At 60.8% G+C, this 16306-nt stretch carries 12 protein-coding genes; 7 read left to right on the forward strand and 5 right to left on the reverse strand.

What is annotated here, in order from left to right:
* Nucleotides 1-272 precede the first annotated feature (272 nt).
* The gene (locus ACS4NR_RS16440; RefSeq protein ID WP_086791645.1) at nucleotides 273-635 is read right to left on the reverse strand and encodes a DUF6124 family protein; all 363 of its coding nucleotides are present in this window, start codon (nucleotides 633-635) and stop codon (nucleotides 273-275) included.
* 1053 nt (nucleotides 636-1688) lie between these two features.
* Here ACS4NR_RS16440 and ACS4NR_RS16445 point away from each other — a divergent pair.
* From ACS4NR_RS16445 to ACS4NR_RS16475, 7 genes are all read left to right on the forward strand, one after another.
* Entirely contained in the window at nucleotides 1689-2849 is a 1161-nt protein-coding gene (locus tag ACS4NR_RS16445; RefSeq protein WP_456017896.1) for an efflux RND transporter periplasmic adaptor subunit, read from the forward strand.
* A complete protein-coding gene (locus tag ACS4NR_RS16450) occupies nucleotides 2846-5947 on the forward strand; it encodes a multidrug efflux RND transporter permease subunit (RefSeq protein ID WP_115984425.1) in 3102 nt (1033 codons plus the stop codon). Before ACS4NR_RS16445 ends, ACS4NR_RS16450 begins: the two co-directional genes overlap by 4 nt.
* 9 nt (nucleotides 5948-5956) lie before the next feature.
* On the forward strand, nucleotides 5957-6634 hold the full coding sequence (locus tag ACS4NR_RS16455; RefSeq protein WP_007916978.1) for a heavy metal response regulator transcription factor: 678 nt from the start codon (nucleotides 5957-5959) through the stop codon (nucleotides 6632-6634).
* The gene (locus ACS4NR_RS16460; RefSeq protein ID WP_456017897.1) at nucleotides 6624-7988 is read left to right on the forward strand and encodes a heavy metal sensor histidine kinase; all 1365 of its coding nucleotides are present in this window, start codon (nucleotides 6624-6626) and stop codon (nucleotides 7986-7988) included. The genes ACS4NR_RS16455 and ACS4NR_RS16460 overlap by 11 nt, the downstream gene beginning before the upstream one ends.
* Nucleotides 7989-8274: 286 nt before the next feature.
* The gene (locus tag ACS4NR_RS16465) at nucleotides 8275-8496 is read left to right on the forward strand and encodes a hypothetical protein (protein ID WP_115984428.1); all 222 of its coding nucleotides are present in this window, start codon (nucleotides 8275-8277) and stop codon (nucleotides 8494-8496) included.
* Between the two features lie 197 nt (nucleotides 8497-8693).
* Nucleotides 8694-10010: an OprD family porin gene (locus tag ACS4NR_RS16470; protein WP_456017898.1), complete on the forward strand. Its 1317-nt coding sequence runs from the start codon at nucleotides 8694-8696 to the stop codon at nucleotides 10008-10010.
* Nucleotides 10011-10207: 197 nt separating this feature from the next.
* Nucleotides 10208-11716 (forward strand): sensor domain-containing diguanylate cyclase, encoded by a 1509-nt coding sequence (locus tag ACS4NR_RS16475; protein ID WP_456017899.1) that lies wholly within the window; start codon nucleotides 10208-10210, stop codon nucleotides 11714-11716.
* Nucleotides 11717-11874: 158 nt separating this feature from the next.
* On the opposite strand, the gene lpxC is transcribed toward ACS4NR_RS16475, so the two are convergent.
* From lpxC to ACS4NR_RS16495, 4 genes are all read right to left on the reverse strand, one after another.
* Nucleotides 11875-12786 (reverse strand): UDP-3-O-acyl-N-acetylglucosamine deacetylase, encoded by a 912-nt coding sequence (gene lpxC, locus ACS4NR_RS16480; protein WP_007961638.1) that lies wholly within the window; start codon nucleotides 12784-12786, stop codon nucleotides 11875-11877.
* A 112-nt stretch (nucleotides 12787-12898) separates the two neighbouring features.
* Nucleotides 12899-14095 (reverse strand): cell division protein FtsZ, encoded by a 1197-nt coding sequence (ftsZ, locus tag ACS4NR_RS16485; RefSeq protein WP_456017900.1) that lies wholly within the window; start codon nucleotides 14093-14095, stop codon nucleotides 12899-12901.
* A gap of 68 nt (nucleotides 14096-14163) precedes the next feature.
* Nucleotides 14164-15423 (reverse strand): cell division protein FtsA, encoded by a 1260-nt coding sequence (gene ftsA / locus ACS4NR_RS16490; protein WP_007989901.1) that lies wholly within the window; start codon nucleotides 15421-15423, stop codon nucleotides 14164-14166.
* A 15-nt stretch (nucleotides 15424-15438) separates the two neighbouring features.
* Nucleotides 15439-16305 (reverse strand): cell division protein FtsQ/DivIB, encoded by an 867-nt coding sequence (locus ACS4NR_RS16495; RefSeq protein ID WP_095136858.1) that lies wholly within the window; start codon nucleotides 16303-16305, stop codon nucleotides 15439-15441.
* Nucleotide 16306 lies beyond the last annotated feature (1 nt).

Genomic DNA, 16306 nt, shown 5'->3' on the forward strand with positions numbered 1-16306 from the left:
GGCCCGAACAGTGAGCCGCGAAGGCGCGCAGTATACCTGCGCGCCTTGCGACAGCACCTGAAGATTTGCAGCGCACGCCGAACGGTTTAGAGGTAGGTGATGGTGCAATGTTTGCCAAATTGGGAATGATCGGTCCCTTTTTGGGACCGGCTGACACCAATAGCCGGCAGAGATGCGTCGCCCGCAAAAACGCCTTCGCGAGCAAGCTCACTCCCACAAGTGAGTGGGAGTGAGCTTGCTCGCGATGAACGATGACGCGGCGCTCGGACGGATCAAGTGCGTGGATCAACCCGATCCAGCGCCCGGTTCACCGCCAGTTCGGCGAGCATGACGATCTGCTGGATCGCCAACGCCGTGCTGCGTTGCGGACCGCCGAGTTCATTGGCGAAATTGCTGGCCATGGCACTGGCAGAGGCCAACGATTCGTAAGCGTGGGCGAGCAGAGTTTCGGTGTCGATGCCTGGGTTGACCAGAAACATCGTGCTTGGCTGTCGCGGCTGGACGGGTTGCGGACTGAGGTAAAAGTCGAGCGCGCGTTTGATGGCTTCGCGGTTTTTGGCGAGGTCTTCTGCGCGGATGGCTTCGGCGAGCGGGGTTGTGGTTTCTACGGGAGGATCGGGTACGGGTTTCGACATTGAATTGATCTCTAATCATCTGATTAAAGCCATCTCTGTCGTTCTCACGCGACGAAGAGGTGGCAGCTATGTGCGGAGTGAGAAACCGGTAAGAGATCAACCCGGCCGAACCGAAGTCCGCCCGCACACAGCCGCCATAGAAGATCGTCGGCAGCAAATAAGCTGACGGCGATTATGGTGCGGCTGGCGCTTGATTAAAACCTCTCAGCGGGTTCTCACACCCGATCACCGATTTGCGGTGACAACCAAAGCCTAGAGACCGCACTTCCGACGGACAACCTGAAAACCTTGTGGGAAGGTTCTGGTTATTTGGCACAGAATTAAACAGCCTCAGACCATGGGGCGGATGGACTGGCCTCATCGCCAGCAGGCTGGCTCCCCACAGTTGAATTGAGTGCATTCAGTTGAGTATTGGTCGGCTATCAGGCCGCCTTCGCGAGCAAGCCCGCTCCCACAGTGGGATTGGGTGAGTCAGTTGGAGATTGGTCGGCTATCAGGCCGCCATCGCTGGCAAGCCAGCTCCCACAAAAGAGCAAAAGCAAAAGCAAGACCAAAAGATCGCAGCCTTCGGCAGCTCCTACAGGGAAGATAGGTACAACCCGCACGCGGCGCATGCCGCCCCACTCCAGGATGAGCGCAAGCTCGGCTGCAGCTCTTGATCTTGATCTTGATCCACGGGCGACGTCGGAAGGCTGAGCGGAGGGATTGATCCGGGGGTGGGAGCGCAGCGACCGTTTGGCGAAGCCAAACACAGCGAGAGGAGGTGCAGCGAAGCAAACCGTAGGCGCTGCGCCCGGATCAATCCCGCAGCGAAGGGACCCCGAGCCCCAGCGAGCGGGCCGCACGCAGGAGCAAGCCTTTTTGGTTACTTTTTCGGCGTCTGGAAAAAGTGACTCGCCGTAAGGGCGAAACCGTAATCAGCCACACCCGCAGAAACGGATATACACCCCGGCGAAACTGACAGCGCTGACAGCCAGCCGTCACCCTACTGACCTGCAGACAGGTTTATAAAGACAACAACCCTGCCCAAACTCCGTCCGGCGCCCACCCCGCATGCGAATCCAAAAGAACAAAGCCCTGCTCGCCACCCTGTTGATCGTCCTCGCAGGCGCAGGTCTGTGGTACACCCTGAAACCCGCCCCGACCAAACTCGCCACCCCCACCGCCATCCCCGTGCGAGTGATAGCGGTCAGCGAAAAAGACGTCCCCCGCTACACCACCGGCATCGGCTCCGTACTCTCATTACACAGCGTCGTAGTACGCCCACAAATAGACGGCATCCTCACCAAAATCCTCGTCAAGGAAGGCCAACTCGTCAAAGCAGGCGACCTGCTCGCCACCATCGACGACCGCTCGATCCGCTCCAGCCTCGACCAGGCCCGCGCACAACTGGGCGAAAGCCAGGCGCAACTGCAAGTCGCCCTGGTCAACCTCAAACGCTACAAACTGCTCAGCGTCGACGACGGCGTCTCAAAGCAGACCTATGATCAGCAACAAGCGCTGGTCAACCAGTTGAAGGCCACCGCCCAAGGCAACCAGGCCTCGATTGACGCGGCGCAAGTACAACTTTCCTACACGCAGATCCGCTCCCCGGTCACCGGCCGCGTCGGTATTCGTACAGTCGATGAAGGCAACTTCCTGCGCATGACCGATACCGCCGGCCTGTTCACCGTGACCCAGATCGACCCGATTGCCGTGGAGTTCTCGTTGCCGCAGCAAATGCTGCCAACCCTGCAGGGCCTGATCAACGATCCGCAGCCCGCCCAGGTCAAGGCCTACATTGGCGCCGACACCGACGGCGAAACCGGCAACCTGCTCGGCGAAGGTCACCTGACCCTGATCGACAACCAGATCAACGCCAACACCGGCACCATCCGCGCCAAGGCCGAATTCGACAATGCCAGCCAAAAGCTCTGGCCGGGCCTGCTGGTGACGGTAAAAATTCAGACGGCGCTGGATAAGAATGCGCTGGTGGTACCGCCCACCGTCGTACAGCGCGGTCTCGACCAACACTTCGTTTATCGCGTGAATGGCGACAAAGTCGAAGCCGTACAAGTGCAGATGGTCTATCAGGGCAGCGGCCAGGACATCATCAAAGGCGTGAAGGCCGGTGACGTGCTGGTGAGCGACGGCCAGTCGCGGCTCAAACCCGGCTCGACCGTGCAGGTCATGAGTGAGCCGCCGCAAGTGGTGCAAGCGGAGCCGAAACCATGAAGGCGCACAAAGGCGTCTCCACCTGGTGCATCGATCACCCGGTCGCGACGATTCTGCTGACCATCGCTTTGGTGCTGGTCGGCGTGATTGCCTTCCCGCGCCTGCCGATTGCCCCACTGCCGGAAGCGGAATTTCCGACAATTCAGGTCTCGGCGCAGTTGCCCGGCGCCAGCCCCGACACCATGGCCTCGTCCGTGGCAACGCCGCTGGAGGTGCAATTCAGCGCCATCCCCGGCATGACCCAGATGACTTCCAGCAGCGCGCTCGGCTCCAGTCTGCTGACCCTGCAATTCACCTTAGACAAGAGCATCGACACCGCCGCTCAGGAAGTCCAGGCGGCGATCAACACCGCCGCCGGCAAACTGCCCAAGGACATGCCGACGCTGCCAACGTGGAAGAAGGTCAACCCGGCCGACAGCCCGGTGCTGATCCTCAGCGTCAGCTCGACGCAAATGCCCGGCACCGAACTCAGCGATCTGGTGGAAACCCTGCTCTCGCGTCAGATCAGTCAGATCGACGGTGTAGGCCAGATCAACATCACCGGTCAGCAACGTCCGGCGATTCGCGTGCAAGCCTCGGCGGACAAACTGGCGGCGATCGGCCTGACCCTGGCCGACATTCGTCTGGCGATCCAGCAGACCAGCCTCAACCTCGCCAAAGGTGCGTTGTACGGCGAATCGAGTATCTCGACGCTGTCGACCAACGACCAGTTGTTTCATCCCGAGGATTACAGCCAACTCATCGTTTCCTATAAGGACGGCGCCCCGGTTCACCTGCGCGATGTCGCCAAAGTCGTCAACGGTTCGGAAGATGCCTACGTGCAAGCCTGGGCCGGTGATCGACCGGGGGTGAACCTGGTGATTTCGCGGCAACCTGGCGCCAACATCGTCGAAACCGTCGACCGCATTCAAGCCGCCCTGCCCGGCCTCGAAGCCATGCTCCCGGCCTCGGTGCAGGTGAAAACCCTGATCGACCGCACCCAGACCATCCGCGCCTCGTTGCATGAAGTCGAGATCACCCTGTTGATCGCGATCCTGTTGGTGGTGGCGGTGATGGCGCTGTTCCTGCGCCAGTTGTCGGCAACCCTGATTGTTTCAGCGGTGCTCGGCGTATCGCTGATCGCCAGTTTCGCCTTGATGTACCTCCTCGGGTTCAGTCTGAACAACCTGACGCTGGTGGCGATTGTCGTGGCCGTGGGGTTTGTCGTGGACGATGCGATTGTCGTGGTGGAGAACATCCACCGACACCTTGAGGCCGGCGACGACATGCGCGAGGCGGCGATCAAGGGTGCCGGCGAGATCGGCTTCACCGTGGTTTCGATCAGTTTCTCGCTGGTGGCGGCGTTCATTCCGCTGCTGTTCATGGGCGGCGTGGTCGGGCGGCTGTTCAAGGAATTCGCCCTGACGGCGACCTCGACCATTTTGATTTCGGTGGTGGTGTCGCTGACCCTTGCGCCGACGCTGGCAGCGCTGTTCATGCGCAAACCGGTGCATCACGCCCACGACAAACCGGGCTTCAGCGAACGCCTGCTCGGCTGGTACGAAAAAGGTCTGCGCCGCGCCCTCGCCCACCAGAAACTGATGATCGGCGTGTTCGGTTTGTCCCTCGCTTTGGCCATCGCCGGTTACATCTTTATCCCCAAAGGTTTCTTCCCGGTGCAGGACACCGGTTTCGTCCTCGGCACCACCGAAGCCGCTGCGGATATTTCCTACGGCGACATGGTGAAAAAACACCTGGCGATGGCCGAAATCGTCGCCGCCGATCCGGCCGTTCAGGCGTTCTCGCACTCGGTGGGGGTGTCCGGCAGCAACCAGACCATCGCCAATGGGCGCTTCTGGATCGCCCTGAAAAAACGCGGTGACCGCGACGTCTCGGCCAGCCAGTTCATCGACCGCATTCGTCCACAACTGATGAAAGTCCCGGGCATCGTCCTGTACTTGCGCGCCGGCCAGGACATCAACCTCAGCTCCGGCCCGAGCCGCGCGCAGTATCAATACGTGCTCAAGAGCAACGACGGCGCGACCCTCGCCACATGGACGCAACGCCTCACGGAAAAACTGCGCAGCAACCCGGCGTTCCGCGATATTTCCAACGACCTGCAACTGGGCGGCAGCATCACCCACATCAGCATCGACCGCAGCGCTGCCGCGCGTTTCGGCCTGACCGCCAGCGATGTCGATGAGGCGCTGTACGACGCCTTTGGCCAGCGCCAGATCAACGAGTTCCAGACCCAGGTCAATCAGTACAACGTGATTCTGGAGCTGGACACCAAACAACGCGGCAAGGCCGAAAGCCTCAACTATTTCTACCTGCGCTCGCCGCTGAGTGGCGAGATGGTGCCGCTGTCGGCGCTGGCCAAATTCGATGCGCCGACCATCGGCCCGCTGTCGATTGCCCATGACGGCATGTTCCCGGCCGCCAACCTGTCGTTCAACCTGGCGCCCGGCGTGGCGTTGGGCGACGCGGTGATCCTGCTCAATCAGGCCAAGGCCGAGATCGGCATGCCCACCGCGATCAGCGGCAATTTCCAGGGCGCGGCGCAGGCGTTCCAGAGTTCGCTGGCCAGTCAGCCGTGGCTGATTCTCGCGGCGCTGGTGGCGGTGTACATCATTCTCGGCGTGCTTTATGAGAGCTTCGTGCATCCGCTGACAATCATCTCGACCCTGCCGGCGGCCGGTCTTGGTGCGGTGATCATGCTGTGGATCTGCGGTCAGGACTTTTCGATCATGGCGTTGATCGGGCTGGTGTTGCTGATCGGTATCGTCAAGAAGAACGGCATCCTGATGATCGACTTTGCGCTGGAAGCCCAGCGCAATCGTGGACTGGCGCCGCAGGATGCGATTTTCGAAGCGTGTCTGACGCGGTTCCGGCCGATCATCATGACCACCCTCGCCGCCCTGCTCGGTGCGTTGCCGCTGATGCTCGGTTACGGCACCGGCGCCGAACTGCGCCAACCGCTGGGAATCGCGGTGGTGGGCGGCTTGCTGGTCAGCCAGATGCTGACGCTGTTTACCACGCCGGTCATATACTTGTGGCTTGAGCGGCTATTTCACAGGCCCAAACCAATGCCCACGACGGCACTGGCGACCACAGACTGAGGCAGGGTCATGCGCGTTCTGATTATCGAAGACGAGGAAAAAACCGCGGACTATCTGCACCGCGGTCTGACGGAACAGGGTTACACCGTGGACCTGGCCCGCGACGGCGTCGAGGGTCTGCATCTGGCGCTGGAAAGCGACTACGCGGTGATCGTCCTCGACGTGATGTTGCCGGGCCTCGATGGTTTCGGCGTGTTGCGCGCATTGCGTGCGCGCAAGCAGACCCCGGTGATCATGCTCACCGCCCGCGAGCGTGTCGAAGACCGGATCAAGGGCCTGCGTGACGGCGCCGACGATTACCTCGGCAAGCCGTTTTCCTTTCTGGAACTGGTGGCCCGCCTGCAGGCGCTGACCCGGCGCAGCGGCGGTCATGAACCGGTGCAAGTAAGCATCGCCGACCTGTGGATCGATCTGATCAGCCGCAAGGCTACCCGCGCCGGGACGCGGCTGGATCTGACGGCAAAAGAGTTCTCATTGCTCAGTGTCCTCGCCCGGCGTCAGGGTGAAATTCTGTCGAAAACCGCGATTGCGGAGATGGTCTGGGACATTAATTTCGACAGCGATGCCAACGTCGTCGAAGTCGCGATCAAGCGTCTGCGGGCCAAGCTCGACGGGCCATTCGACGAGAAACTGCTGCACACCATTCGCGGCATGGGGTATGTGCTGGAGAGCCGTGGTGTCCAGTAACTCGATTGCCCTGCGCCTGAGCGGCATGTTCACCCTGGTGGCGCTGCTGGTGTTTCTGTTGATCGGCGGCGCGCTGTATCAGCAAGTCGACAAGGGCCTGGGTCTGCTGCCTGAAGCCGAGCTGGATGCGCGTTACAGCGTGCTGGAATCGGCGCTCAATCGGTATGGCACGCCTGAGCATTGGGTGAAGATCAACGCCAAGCTCAAGCTGCTCGGCGAGGAAGACAAGCGCATTCGTTTCTGGGTAGTCAGCGGCGATCCCGGTTACGAGTACGGCGCGCCGGACGCGCGGATCCGCGCCTTCGCCAACGGCCCGACGGGCATGCATGACCTGCAGTTGCCCGACCATCCCTATCCGCTGAAAGTGCTGTTGACCGAACTGCCGGCCAAGGATCAACGCCCGCCGCTGCGCTTCATGATCGGCATCGACACTGAAACCTTCCACGAGACTCAGCACAACCTGCTGATCGCTCTCGTCAGCCTGGCGATTATCGGTGTGCTGCTGGCGTCGGCGCTGGGGTATTGGGTGGCGCGGATCGGCCTCAAACCGCTGATCAAACTGTCCCACGAAGCCCAGCGCCTGGCACCGCCACTGCGGGCGGGACGCCTGCGCATGTCACCCTTGCCGCCGGAGCTGGAACAGTTTGTCGACTCGTTCAACTCAACCCTGGAGCGGGTCGAACAGGCCTATTCGCGCCTGGAATCGTTCAACGCCGACGTCGCCCATGAGCTGCGCTCGCCATTGACCAACCTGATCGGTCAGACCCAGGTCGCGCTGACCCGCGGGCGCTCCGCCGAACACTATTTCGAAGTGCTGCAATCGAACCTCGAAGAGCTGGAACGCCTGCGTTCGATCATCAACGACATGCTGTTTCTGGCCAGCGCCGACCAGGGCAGCAAGGCCACCAAACTGACCGAGACGTCTTTGGCCGATGAAGTCGCGACCACGCTGGAGTACCTGGATTTCATCCTCGAAGATGCGCAAGTGCAGGTGCACGTCAGTGGCGATGCGCAGGTGCGGATCGAGATCGCGCATCTGCGTCGCGCACTGATCAATCTGCTGAGCAACGCCGTGCAGCACACCGAGCCGGGCCAAGTGATCGAGGTGCGCATCGAAGTTGAAGAGCATCAGGTCAGCATTGGTGTGGCCAACCCGGGCACTCCGATTGCCAGCGAGCACTTGCCGCGTTTGTTCGAACGCTTCTACCGGGTCGATGCCTCGCGCAGCAACAGCGGCAACAACCATGGGTTGGGGCTGGCGATCGTCAAGGCGATTGCGTTGATGCATGGTGGGGATGTGTTTGTGCGCAGTGATCGGGGGATGAATACCTTCGGCATCCACCTCCCGGTCTAACTGAAAAGCAAAATCCCTGTGGCGAGGGAGCTTGCTCCCGCTCGGCTGCGCAGCAGTCGTAAATCCTGCACACGCAGTTTGTCTGAATGAACGTGATTGCCGGGTTTAGGGCCGCTTCGCAGCCCAGCGGGAGCAAGCTCCCTCGCCACAAGGAATGGCGTCACCCGTGGTTGATCTTTGCTTCTGCTGTAACAGTCATTTATGAAAATCACGCTGTTTCCCAACGCCCGGCGACCTTATCTTTGCCCGCACCAAACAGCACTTGCCAAGCAAGAAGGTTTTCCAGATGTCCAACAGTATGGGTATTGCCAGCGCTTTCGTTTTGTCCTCATTGATCCTGTCGCCGATGGCGATGGCTGAAGAATCGCAGGCGTTCGTAGCGCAGAATGCCGCTCGCGCTCACGCCTTCGAGCAGTCTCAGGCAGAAGTGATGGTCAAGTCGCAGGACGCCTCGCAAGCCCCTCAAGCCGCCACTTCCCAGGCTCAAGCATCCGAGAAAGACAGCTGAGTCGCGCACTGCGAAACATTTCCCTCGACGCGGTTGTTTGGCTCTTCCCGTTCAACCGTCGTCCTTCCAGGCCGCTGCCTTTCAGCGGCCTTTTTTCGTTGTGGTCTGAAAGCCGTTTGGTTCGTCTGTAAAAAACAAGAAACATCCCGCACCTCAAGACATTGAAGTGTCAGTTGACCCAAGGAGCTCCATCGCAAGTGCGTTACCCAGTCCGCTTCACCCCGCTGTTCATTGCAATTGCCGCAACGATTGCCCCCGCCGCCCATGCCGACGAAGCCGCCAGGGAAGGTTTCGTCGAAGGCTCGAGCCTCAACCTCAACGCTCGCAACTACTACATGAATCGCAACCGTCTGCAGCAGACGGACGACAACATCGAGTGGGGCCAGGGCTTTCTCGGGATTTTCCAGTCAGGCTACACCGAAGGCACGGTTGGCTTCGGCATCGACGCCCACGCCATGCTCGGGCTGAAGCTCGACGGCGGTGGCGGCACCGATGGCTCGAGCATCCTGCCGATCAGTGATGGCAACGGCAAAGCGCCTGGCTCGTTCTCGACTGCGGGCGGCACGTTGAAAATGCGCGCGTTCGATACCGAGCTGAAGGCCGGTGACCTGTTCCTCACCAACCCGGTGATTGCCGGCGGTGATTCGCGCATGCTGCCGCAGACCTTCCGTGGCGTCAGTCTGACCAACCACAGTTTCGACGGCTGGATGTTCGAAGGTGGCCAGGCCAGTTTCACCAAGCCGTACAACCAGAGCGGTCGCCAGCGCATCGGCACGTCCTACGGCAAACTCGCCGAGGGCGACGAAAGCCGCCACCTGAACTGGGCCGGCGTGTCCTGGAGCGGCGTCGAAGGCCTGACCAGCAATCTGTACGCCGCCGAGCTCAAGGACATCTGGAACCAGTACTACTACGACCTCGACTACACCTGGCAGTTGAACGATCTGGTCAGCCTCAACCCGGGCCTGCACTTCTATCACACGCAGGACACCGGCGACGCGCTGCTGGGCGACATCGACAACAACACCTACAGCCTGCATTTCACCGTCGGCATCGGCAACCACAGCGTCACGGCTGCGTACCAGCGCGTGAACGGCAACACGCCGTTCGACTACATCAGCCAGGGCGACAGCGTTTACCTCGATAACTCGCAGCAGTACTCGGACTTCAACGGCCCGAACGAGCGCTCGTGGAAGCTCAAGTACGCCTATGACTTCGCCGGTCTCGGCTTGCCGGGCCTGACTTCGGCGGTTTCCTATTCGCGCGGCACCGTGGACCTGACCAAGGTCGATCCGCACAGCAAGGGCTATGCCTCGTGGTACAGCGCTGACGGTCGCAACGCCAAGCACTGGGAACGCGATCTTGATCTGAAATACGTGGTGCAGAGCGGCCAGGCGAAAGATCTCGCGGTACGCCTGCAATGGGCGACCAACCGGGGTGGCAACGGCTACGGCGCGATCGATACGGACACCGATGAATACCGGGTGATTGTCGACTACCCGATCAACGTCTTCTAAGATCCCCCCTGCACCACGGTCTTGAATTGAGAGATGTACCCTGTGGGAGCGGGCTTGCTCGCGAATGCGCTGCATCAGTCGACATCCATGTTGAATGACACGGCGCATTCGCGAGCAAGCCCGCTCCCACAATGGAATACCGTCACTGACTTCATGCAACTACGCTAATAAGATCCTCTCAACCGACAGTCCCCATCATGATCGCGAGCCGTACCCCACCTCTGGCGGGCAAGACCGGACGCCCCGAATTGCTGCTGATCTGCGGCAGTACGCTGACCGTGATCGCGATTCTGTGCATCGTCACCTTTCTGCTGATTCGTGAGCACGCCAACGCTCAGGAATCGGCCACCCGCAGTGCCACCACCATCGCCCAGCTCATCGACGCCGATGTCTTGCGCACGGTCGAGTTGTACGACTTGACCCTGCAAGGCCTGATCGCCGCCGCGCAACGCGACGACTTGCGCGACGTCACCCCGCAGATCCGCCATCTGGCACTGTTCGACCGCTCGACCACCGCACGCTTCAAGGGCGACATCCTGCTGCTGGACAAGCAAGGCGATGTGGTCGCCGACTCATCCCGTATCGAACCCAAGCCAGGCAACTTTGCCGACCGCGATTACTTCCTCGCCCACGCCTTCAACCGCGATACCGGCATGTTTATCAGCCGCCCGTTCAAGACCCGCTGCGATTGCGACGAAGCCAATCAATGGCGCATCAGCTTCAGCCGGCGGATCTCCTCGGACACCGGCGAATTCGCTGGCGTGGCCGTGGCCTCGATGAAACTCGACTACTTCGATCAACTGTTCAACAGCCTCGACATCGGCAAAGACAGCACGCTGAACATCATCAACAGCGACGGCATCCTGCTCGCGCAGAAGCCTTACCTGCAAAGCGATTCCATCGGCAAGAGTTTCGGCAACCGGCCAAACGTGGTGCGGATTCTCGGCGACAAGGATGGCAGTGGCAGTTTCACCAGCACCTCGAGCATGGATCATCAGCAACGGCTCTACACCTATTCCCGGGTCGGCAATCTGCCGTTGACCGTTATGGTCGCGCTGTCCAGTGATGAGGTGTTCGGCACTTGGCGCCGCACCGCGCTGTTGATCAGCGGCGCCACCGGCGTGCTGTGCGCCGGGCTGCTGTGGCTGACCTGGCTGCTCGCCCGTGAGCTGCGCTTGCGCCAGCGCGCCGAGCGTGAACTGGCGCAACTGGCCGCCACCGATGCGCTGACCGGCGTGGCCAACCGGCGGATGCTCGATCAGGCGCTGCGCCACGAATGGTTCCGCGCCCAGCGCTCGGGCAAGCCGCTGTCGGTGATGATGATCGATGCCGATCACTTCAAGGCCTTCAACGACCGGCATGGGCATCAGGCCGGCGATCAGGCGTTGCGTGAGCTGGCCCAGGTGATTACGGCGAACGTGCGACGACCGGCGGATCTGGTCGCCCGTTACGGCGGCGAAGAGTTCTCGGTGATCCTCGCCGAGACCGACAGCAGCGGCGCGCGACAGATTGCCGAACATATCCGCCAGGCGGTTGAGCAGTTGCCGTTGGTCGACGGGGCCGAACGGCCGATGACGGTGAGTATTGGCATCGCGACGTGGACGGCGGCGAGCGAGATGACGCTGGAGCAGTTGTTGTTTGCAGCGGACAAGGCGCTGTATCAGGCCAAGGAAGGTGGGCGCAATCGGGTGGTGGTGGCTGGCTGATTTTTGCGGCGATTGAACTGGCCTCTTCGCGAGCAAGCCCGCTCCCACAAGGGAACGCATTCCAAATGTGGGAGGGAGCTTGCTCGCGAAGAGGCCAGCCCAGGCATAAAAAAAGGCCATCCGAGGATGGCCTTCAAAAAACTAGAGAGGTTTTTTACTTACACTGCCGCAACCGGGCGCATGTAAGAGATCGGTGCAGTGCTGGCGTCTTCGAACGTCACGACTTCCCACGCATCTGTCTGCTCAATCAACTTGCGCAGCAGCTGGTTGTTCAGTGCATGACCGGACTTGAAGCCTTTGAACTCACCAATCAGGCTGTTACCTAGCAGGTACAGGTCGCCAATCGCATCGAGGATCTTGTGCTTCACGAATTCGTCTTCGTAGCGAAGGCCGTCTTCGTTCAGTACACCATCGGAATCCACCACGATCGCGTTTTCAACGCTGCCGCCGAGTGCGAGGTTGTGCTTGCGCAGGTACTCGATGTCACTCATGAAACCGAAAGTACGGGCGCGGCTGACTTCTTTTACGAACGAAGTGCTGGAAAAATCCACGCTTGCACTTTGGGTGCGGTCCCGGAAAACCGGGTGATCGAAGTCGATCTCGAAGCTCACCTTGAACCCTTCGAAAGGGACGAAAGTGGCGCGCTTGTCGCCATCTTCCACTGTCACTTCACGCAGGATGCGGATGAATTTCTTGGCGGCGTCCTGCTCTTCCAGGCCAGCCGATTGAATCAGGAATACGAACGGTCCAGCGCTGCCATCCATGATCGGGACTTCGGACGCGGAGAGCTCGACGTAGGCGTTATCGATGCCCAGGCCAGCCATGGCCGAGAGCAAGTGCTCTACCGTGTCCACTTTGACGTCGCCGTTGATCAGCGTCGTCGACATAGTGGTTTCACCGACGTTTTCCGCGCGGGCAGGAATCTGCACCACAGGGTCGAGGTCAGCGCGACAAAACACAATGCCAGTGTCGACAGGCGCAGGCTTGAGGGTCAGGTAGACCTTCTCCCCGGAATGCAGGCCTACACCTGTGGCACGGATAATATTTTTCAGTGTGCGTTGTTTAATCATGGCTTGGGCCGCTTCAGCGCAAATTGCGAACTGGTATCAACAAAGGCTGGCGATAATAGCAGACCGAGCCTTTGCTGAACACCAATCACCGTCATAGCCCTGATACATTCCATCAATCGGCCTGACGACGCAGGAATGCCGGGATGTCCAGGTAATCCAGATCGTCCTGCGGGTTCATCTTCGCGGCAGTCGCAGCACCGGCCTGAGCCTGGTTGCGCATGACGGTCGGACGGTCCAGGTCACGGTAGTTCACCGCCGGAGCTTCCTGACGCGTAGGAGCCGGTTGTTGAACCTGAGCGGCAGCCATGGAGGTGTGAACGGTGTTGTCGATGACCTTCACAGGCTTCTCGATTTTCGCGCCCAGACCGGTGGCAACCACGGTGACGTGCAGTTCGTCGCGCATGTCCGGATCGATAACGGTACCGACCTTGACCATCGCGTGCTCCGAAGCGAAGGCTTCGATGATGCTACCCACGTCGGAGTACTCACCCAGGGACAGGTCAGGACCGGCGGTGATGTTCACCAGGATGCCGCGTGCACCTTGCAGGTTCACGTCTTCCAGCAGCGGGTTGCGGATGGCCGCTTCGGTCGCTTCACGTGCACGGTTCGGACCGCTGGCGCAGCCAGTGCCCATCATCGCCATGCCCATTTCGCTCATCACGGTACGCACGTCGGCGAAGTCGACGTTGATCATGCCCGGACGCTTGATGATGTCGGAGATACCGCGAACGGCACCGGCCAGTACGTCGTCAGCCTTGGCGAAAGCCGACAGCAGGCTTGCGTCTTTACCGAGGATGGTCAGCAGCTTCTCGTTGGGAATAGTGATCAACGAGTCGACGCTTTCGGAGAGCATGCGGATGCCTTCGTCGGCGATCTGCATACGCTTGCGGCCTTCGAACGGGAACGGACGGGTCACGACCGCAACGGTCAGGATGCCCATTTCCTTGGCCACTTCGGCGATGATCGGTGCAGCACCGGTACCGGTACCGCCGCCCATGCCAGTGGTGATGAACACCATGTTGGTGCCCTGCAGGACTTCGGCAATGCGCTCACGGTCTTCGAGAGCGGCCTGACGACCTACTTCAGGGTTGGCGCCAGCGCCCAGACCTTTGGTCACGCCGGTACCCAGTTGCAGGATGGTGCGCGCGCCGATGTTTTTCAGCGCTTGAGCATCAGTGTTGGCGCAGATGAATTCGACGCCTTCGATGTTGCTCTTGACCATGTGGTTGACAGCGTTGCCGCCGCCACCGCCAACACCGATAACTTTGATTACCGGGCTTGCGGGGATGTTGTCTACGAGTTCGAACATTTTCCCTCTCCTTACATTCTCTAGTTTTTTCGCCTACTGCATTTTTGTAGCGGTGTTGCGGTAAAGCTTTAGAAGTTGCCTTGAACCCACTTCTTCAATCGGTCCAGCAACGGCGCCTGTGGCTCTTCGTTGCTGTAGCTGTCGCGGCTGCCGATGCCCGAGAACGAGATCCCGTCGGACTGCTTCTGCAGGCCGTACATCAACAAGCCAACGCCAGTGGAATAAATCGGGTTGCGCACCACGTCATCCAGGCCCTTCACGCCATGCGGCACGCCCAGGCGCACCGGCATGTGGAAGATTTCTTCGGCCAGTTCGGTGGCGCCTTCCATCTTCGAGGTACCGCCGGTCAGGACGATGCCCGCCGGGATCAGGTCTTCGTAGCCGCTGCGACGCAGCTCGGCCTGGATCAGGGTGAACAGTTCGTCGTAACGCGGCTCGACCACTTCGGCCAGGGCCTGACGCGACAGTTCGCGCGGTGGACGGTCGCCCACGCTCGGCACCTTGATGGTTTCGCCGGCACCGGCCAGTTTGGCCAGGGCGCAGGCGTAGCGGATCTTGATCTCTTCGGCGTACTGGGTCGGGGTGCGCAACGCCATGGCGATGTCGTTGGTCACCTGATCACCGGCAATCGGGATCACCGCGGTGTGGCGGATCGCGCCTTCGGTGAAGATCGCGATGTCGGTGGTGCCGCCGCCGATGTCGACCAGGCACACGCCCAGTTCTTTTTCGTCGTCGGTCAGTACCGAGTAGGCCGAGGCCAGTTGCTCGAGAATGATGTCGTCGATTTCCAGACCGCAGCGACGCACGCATTTTTCAATGTTCTGGGCGGCGTTGACGGCGCAGGTGACCACGTGAACCTTGGCTTCCAGACGCACGCCGGACATGCCCAGAGGCTCGCGCACGCCTTCCTGGTTATCGATCACGTAATCCTGCGGCAGGGTGTGCAGCACGCGCTGGTCAGCCGGGATCGCCACGGCCTGGGCGGCGTCGAGTACGCGCTCCAGGTCAGCCGAGCTCACTTCGCGATCACGAATCGCCACGATGCCGTGGGAGTTCAGGCTGCGGATGTGATTGCCGGCCACGCCGACGAAAGCCGAGTGAATGCGGCAGCCCGCCATCAGTTGGGCTTCTTCGATCGCGCGCTGGATCGATTGCACGGTGGACTCGATGTTCACCACCACGCCCTTCTTCAGGCCGCGGGACGGGTGAGTACCGATACCGACGATTTCCAGCGTGCCGTCGTCCGCGACCTCGCCTACCAGCGCCACCACCTTGGAGGTGCCGATATCCAGACCGACGATCATTTTGCCGCTTTGCACGTTTGCCATGGGTCCTGCCTCTTCTTAATTCTTTGCGACAGCGGGTTGGGCTGTCGTCGGCGCTACTGGTTCCCGCCAGCCAACAGCGAGGCCGTTGGCGTAGCGCAGATCGATGCGCGCAATGTTCGTAATCTGGTCTTTAAGCGTCTTGTCATAGATGGCAATGAAGCGGCGCATCTTTTCCACCAGGTTGCCGCGTCCCAGCAGCAACTCGATGCCGGGGCCGGAGCTGCCGGCACCGGTGGTCAGGAACCAGCTGCCACGTTCACGCAGTTCCAGGCGCGCGATCGAGAAGCCCAGCGGCCGGAGCATCTGGCTCAGCACCTGATACTGCTGCATCACCTGCTGCTGGGCCCGTTGTGGGCCGAACAGCTGTGGCAGGTGTTCGTAGTTCGCCAGTTCCTTCGGCGTGAACGCCTGGCCCTGGTTGTTCAGCAGCGACTCGTCGCCCCAACGGGCCACCGGCAGTTGCTCTTCGAGGCGGATCACCACCTGGTCCGGCCACACCCGGCGTACTTCGGCGTGGGCGATCCACGGCATCTGCTCAAGCTCGGTACGCATCCCGGCCAGGTCGATGGTGAAGAAGCTCGACGCCACGTATGGGGCGATTCGCTGCTGCACCGCTTGCTGACTGATGTAGCTCAGGTCGCCCTGCACGGCGATCTTGGTGATCGGCCGGTCAGCGTAGGGCAGCAAACGCTGTGCGCCTTCGTAGGTACCGAACCCGAGCGCCACTAGCAGCACCGGCCAGAACAGGCTTTTCAGAAAGCCGAAATTGGCTTTCGGCAGGCGCGCGGACATCGGCTCTTTGGCCACCATTCGGCTGGCACCCCGCGGCACCGGCTTGCGGCCGGGTGCGGGTGGCTGATGTCTGAGATGAGCGCCTTGCATG

The organism is Pseudomonas sp. JQ36, from assembly GCF_053851495.1.

What these genes read in the sequence shown, in the direction of transcription:
- ACS4NR_RS16440 (WP_086791645.1), bottom strand. Translation starts at nt 635, where the DNA reads ATGTCGAAACCCGTACCCGATCCTCCCGTAGAAACCACAACCCCGCTC.
- ACS4NR_RS16445 (WP_456017896.1), top strand. Translation starts at nt 1,689, where the DNA reads ATGCGAATCCAAAAGAACAAAGCCCTGCTCGCCACCCTGTTGATCGTC.
- ACS4NR_RS16450 (WP_115984425.1), top strand. Translation starts at nt 2,846, where the DNA reads ATGAAGGCGCACAAAGGCGTCTCCACCTGGTGCATCGATCACCCGGTC.
- ACS4NR_RS16455 (WP_007916978.1), top strand. Translation starts at nt 5,957, where the DNA reads ATGCGCGTTCTGATTATCGAAGACGAGGAAAAAACCGCGGACTATCTG.
- ACS4NR_RS16465 (WP_115984428.1), top strand. Translation starts at nt 8,275, where the DNA reads ATGTCCAACAGTATGGGTATTGCCAGCGCTTTCGTTTTGTCCTCATTG.
- ACS4NR_RS16475 (WP_456017899.1), top strand. Translation starts at nt 10,208, where the DNA reads ATGATCGCGAGCCGTACCCCACCTCTGGCGGGCAAGACCGGACGCCCC.
- lpxC (WP_007961638.1), bottom strand. Translation starts at nt 12,786, where the DNA reads ATGATTAAACAACGCACACTGAAAAATATTATCCGTGCCACAGGTGTA.
- ftsZ (WP_456017900.1), bottom strand. Translation starts at nt 14,095, where the DNA reads ATGTTCGAACTCGTAGACAACATCCCCGCAAGCCCGGTAATCAAAGTT.
- ftsA (WP_007989901.1), bottom strand. Translation starts at nt 15,423, where the DNA reads ATGGCAAACGTGCAAAGCGGCAAAATGATCGTCGGTCTGGATATCGGC.
- ACS4NR_RS16495 (WP_095136858.1), bottom strand. Translation starts at nt 16,305, where the DNA reads ATGCAAGGCGCTCATCTCAGACATCAGCCACCCGCACCCGGCCGCAAG.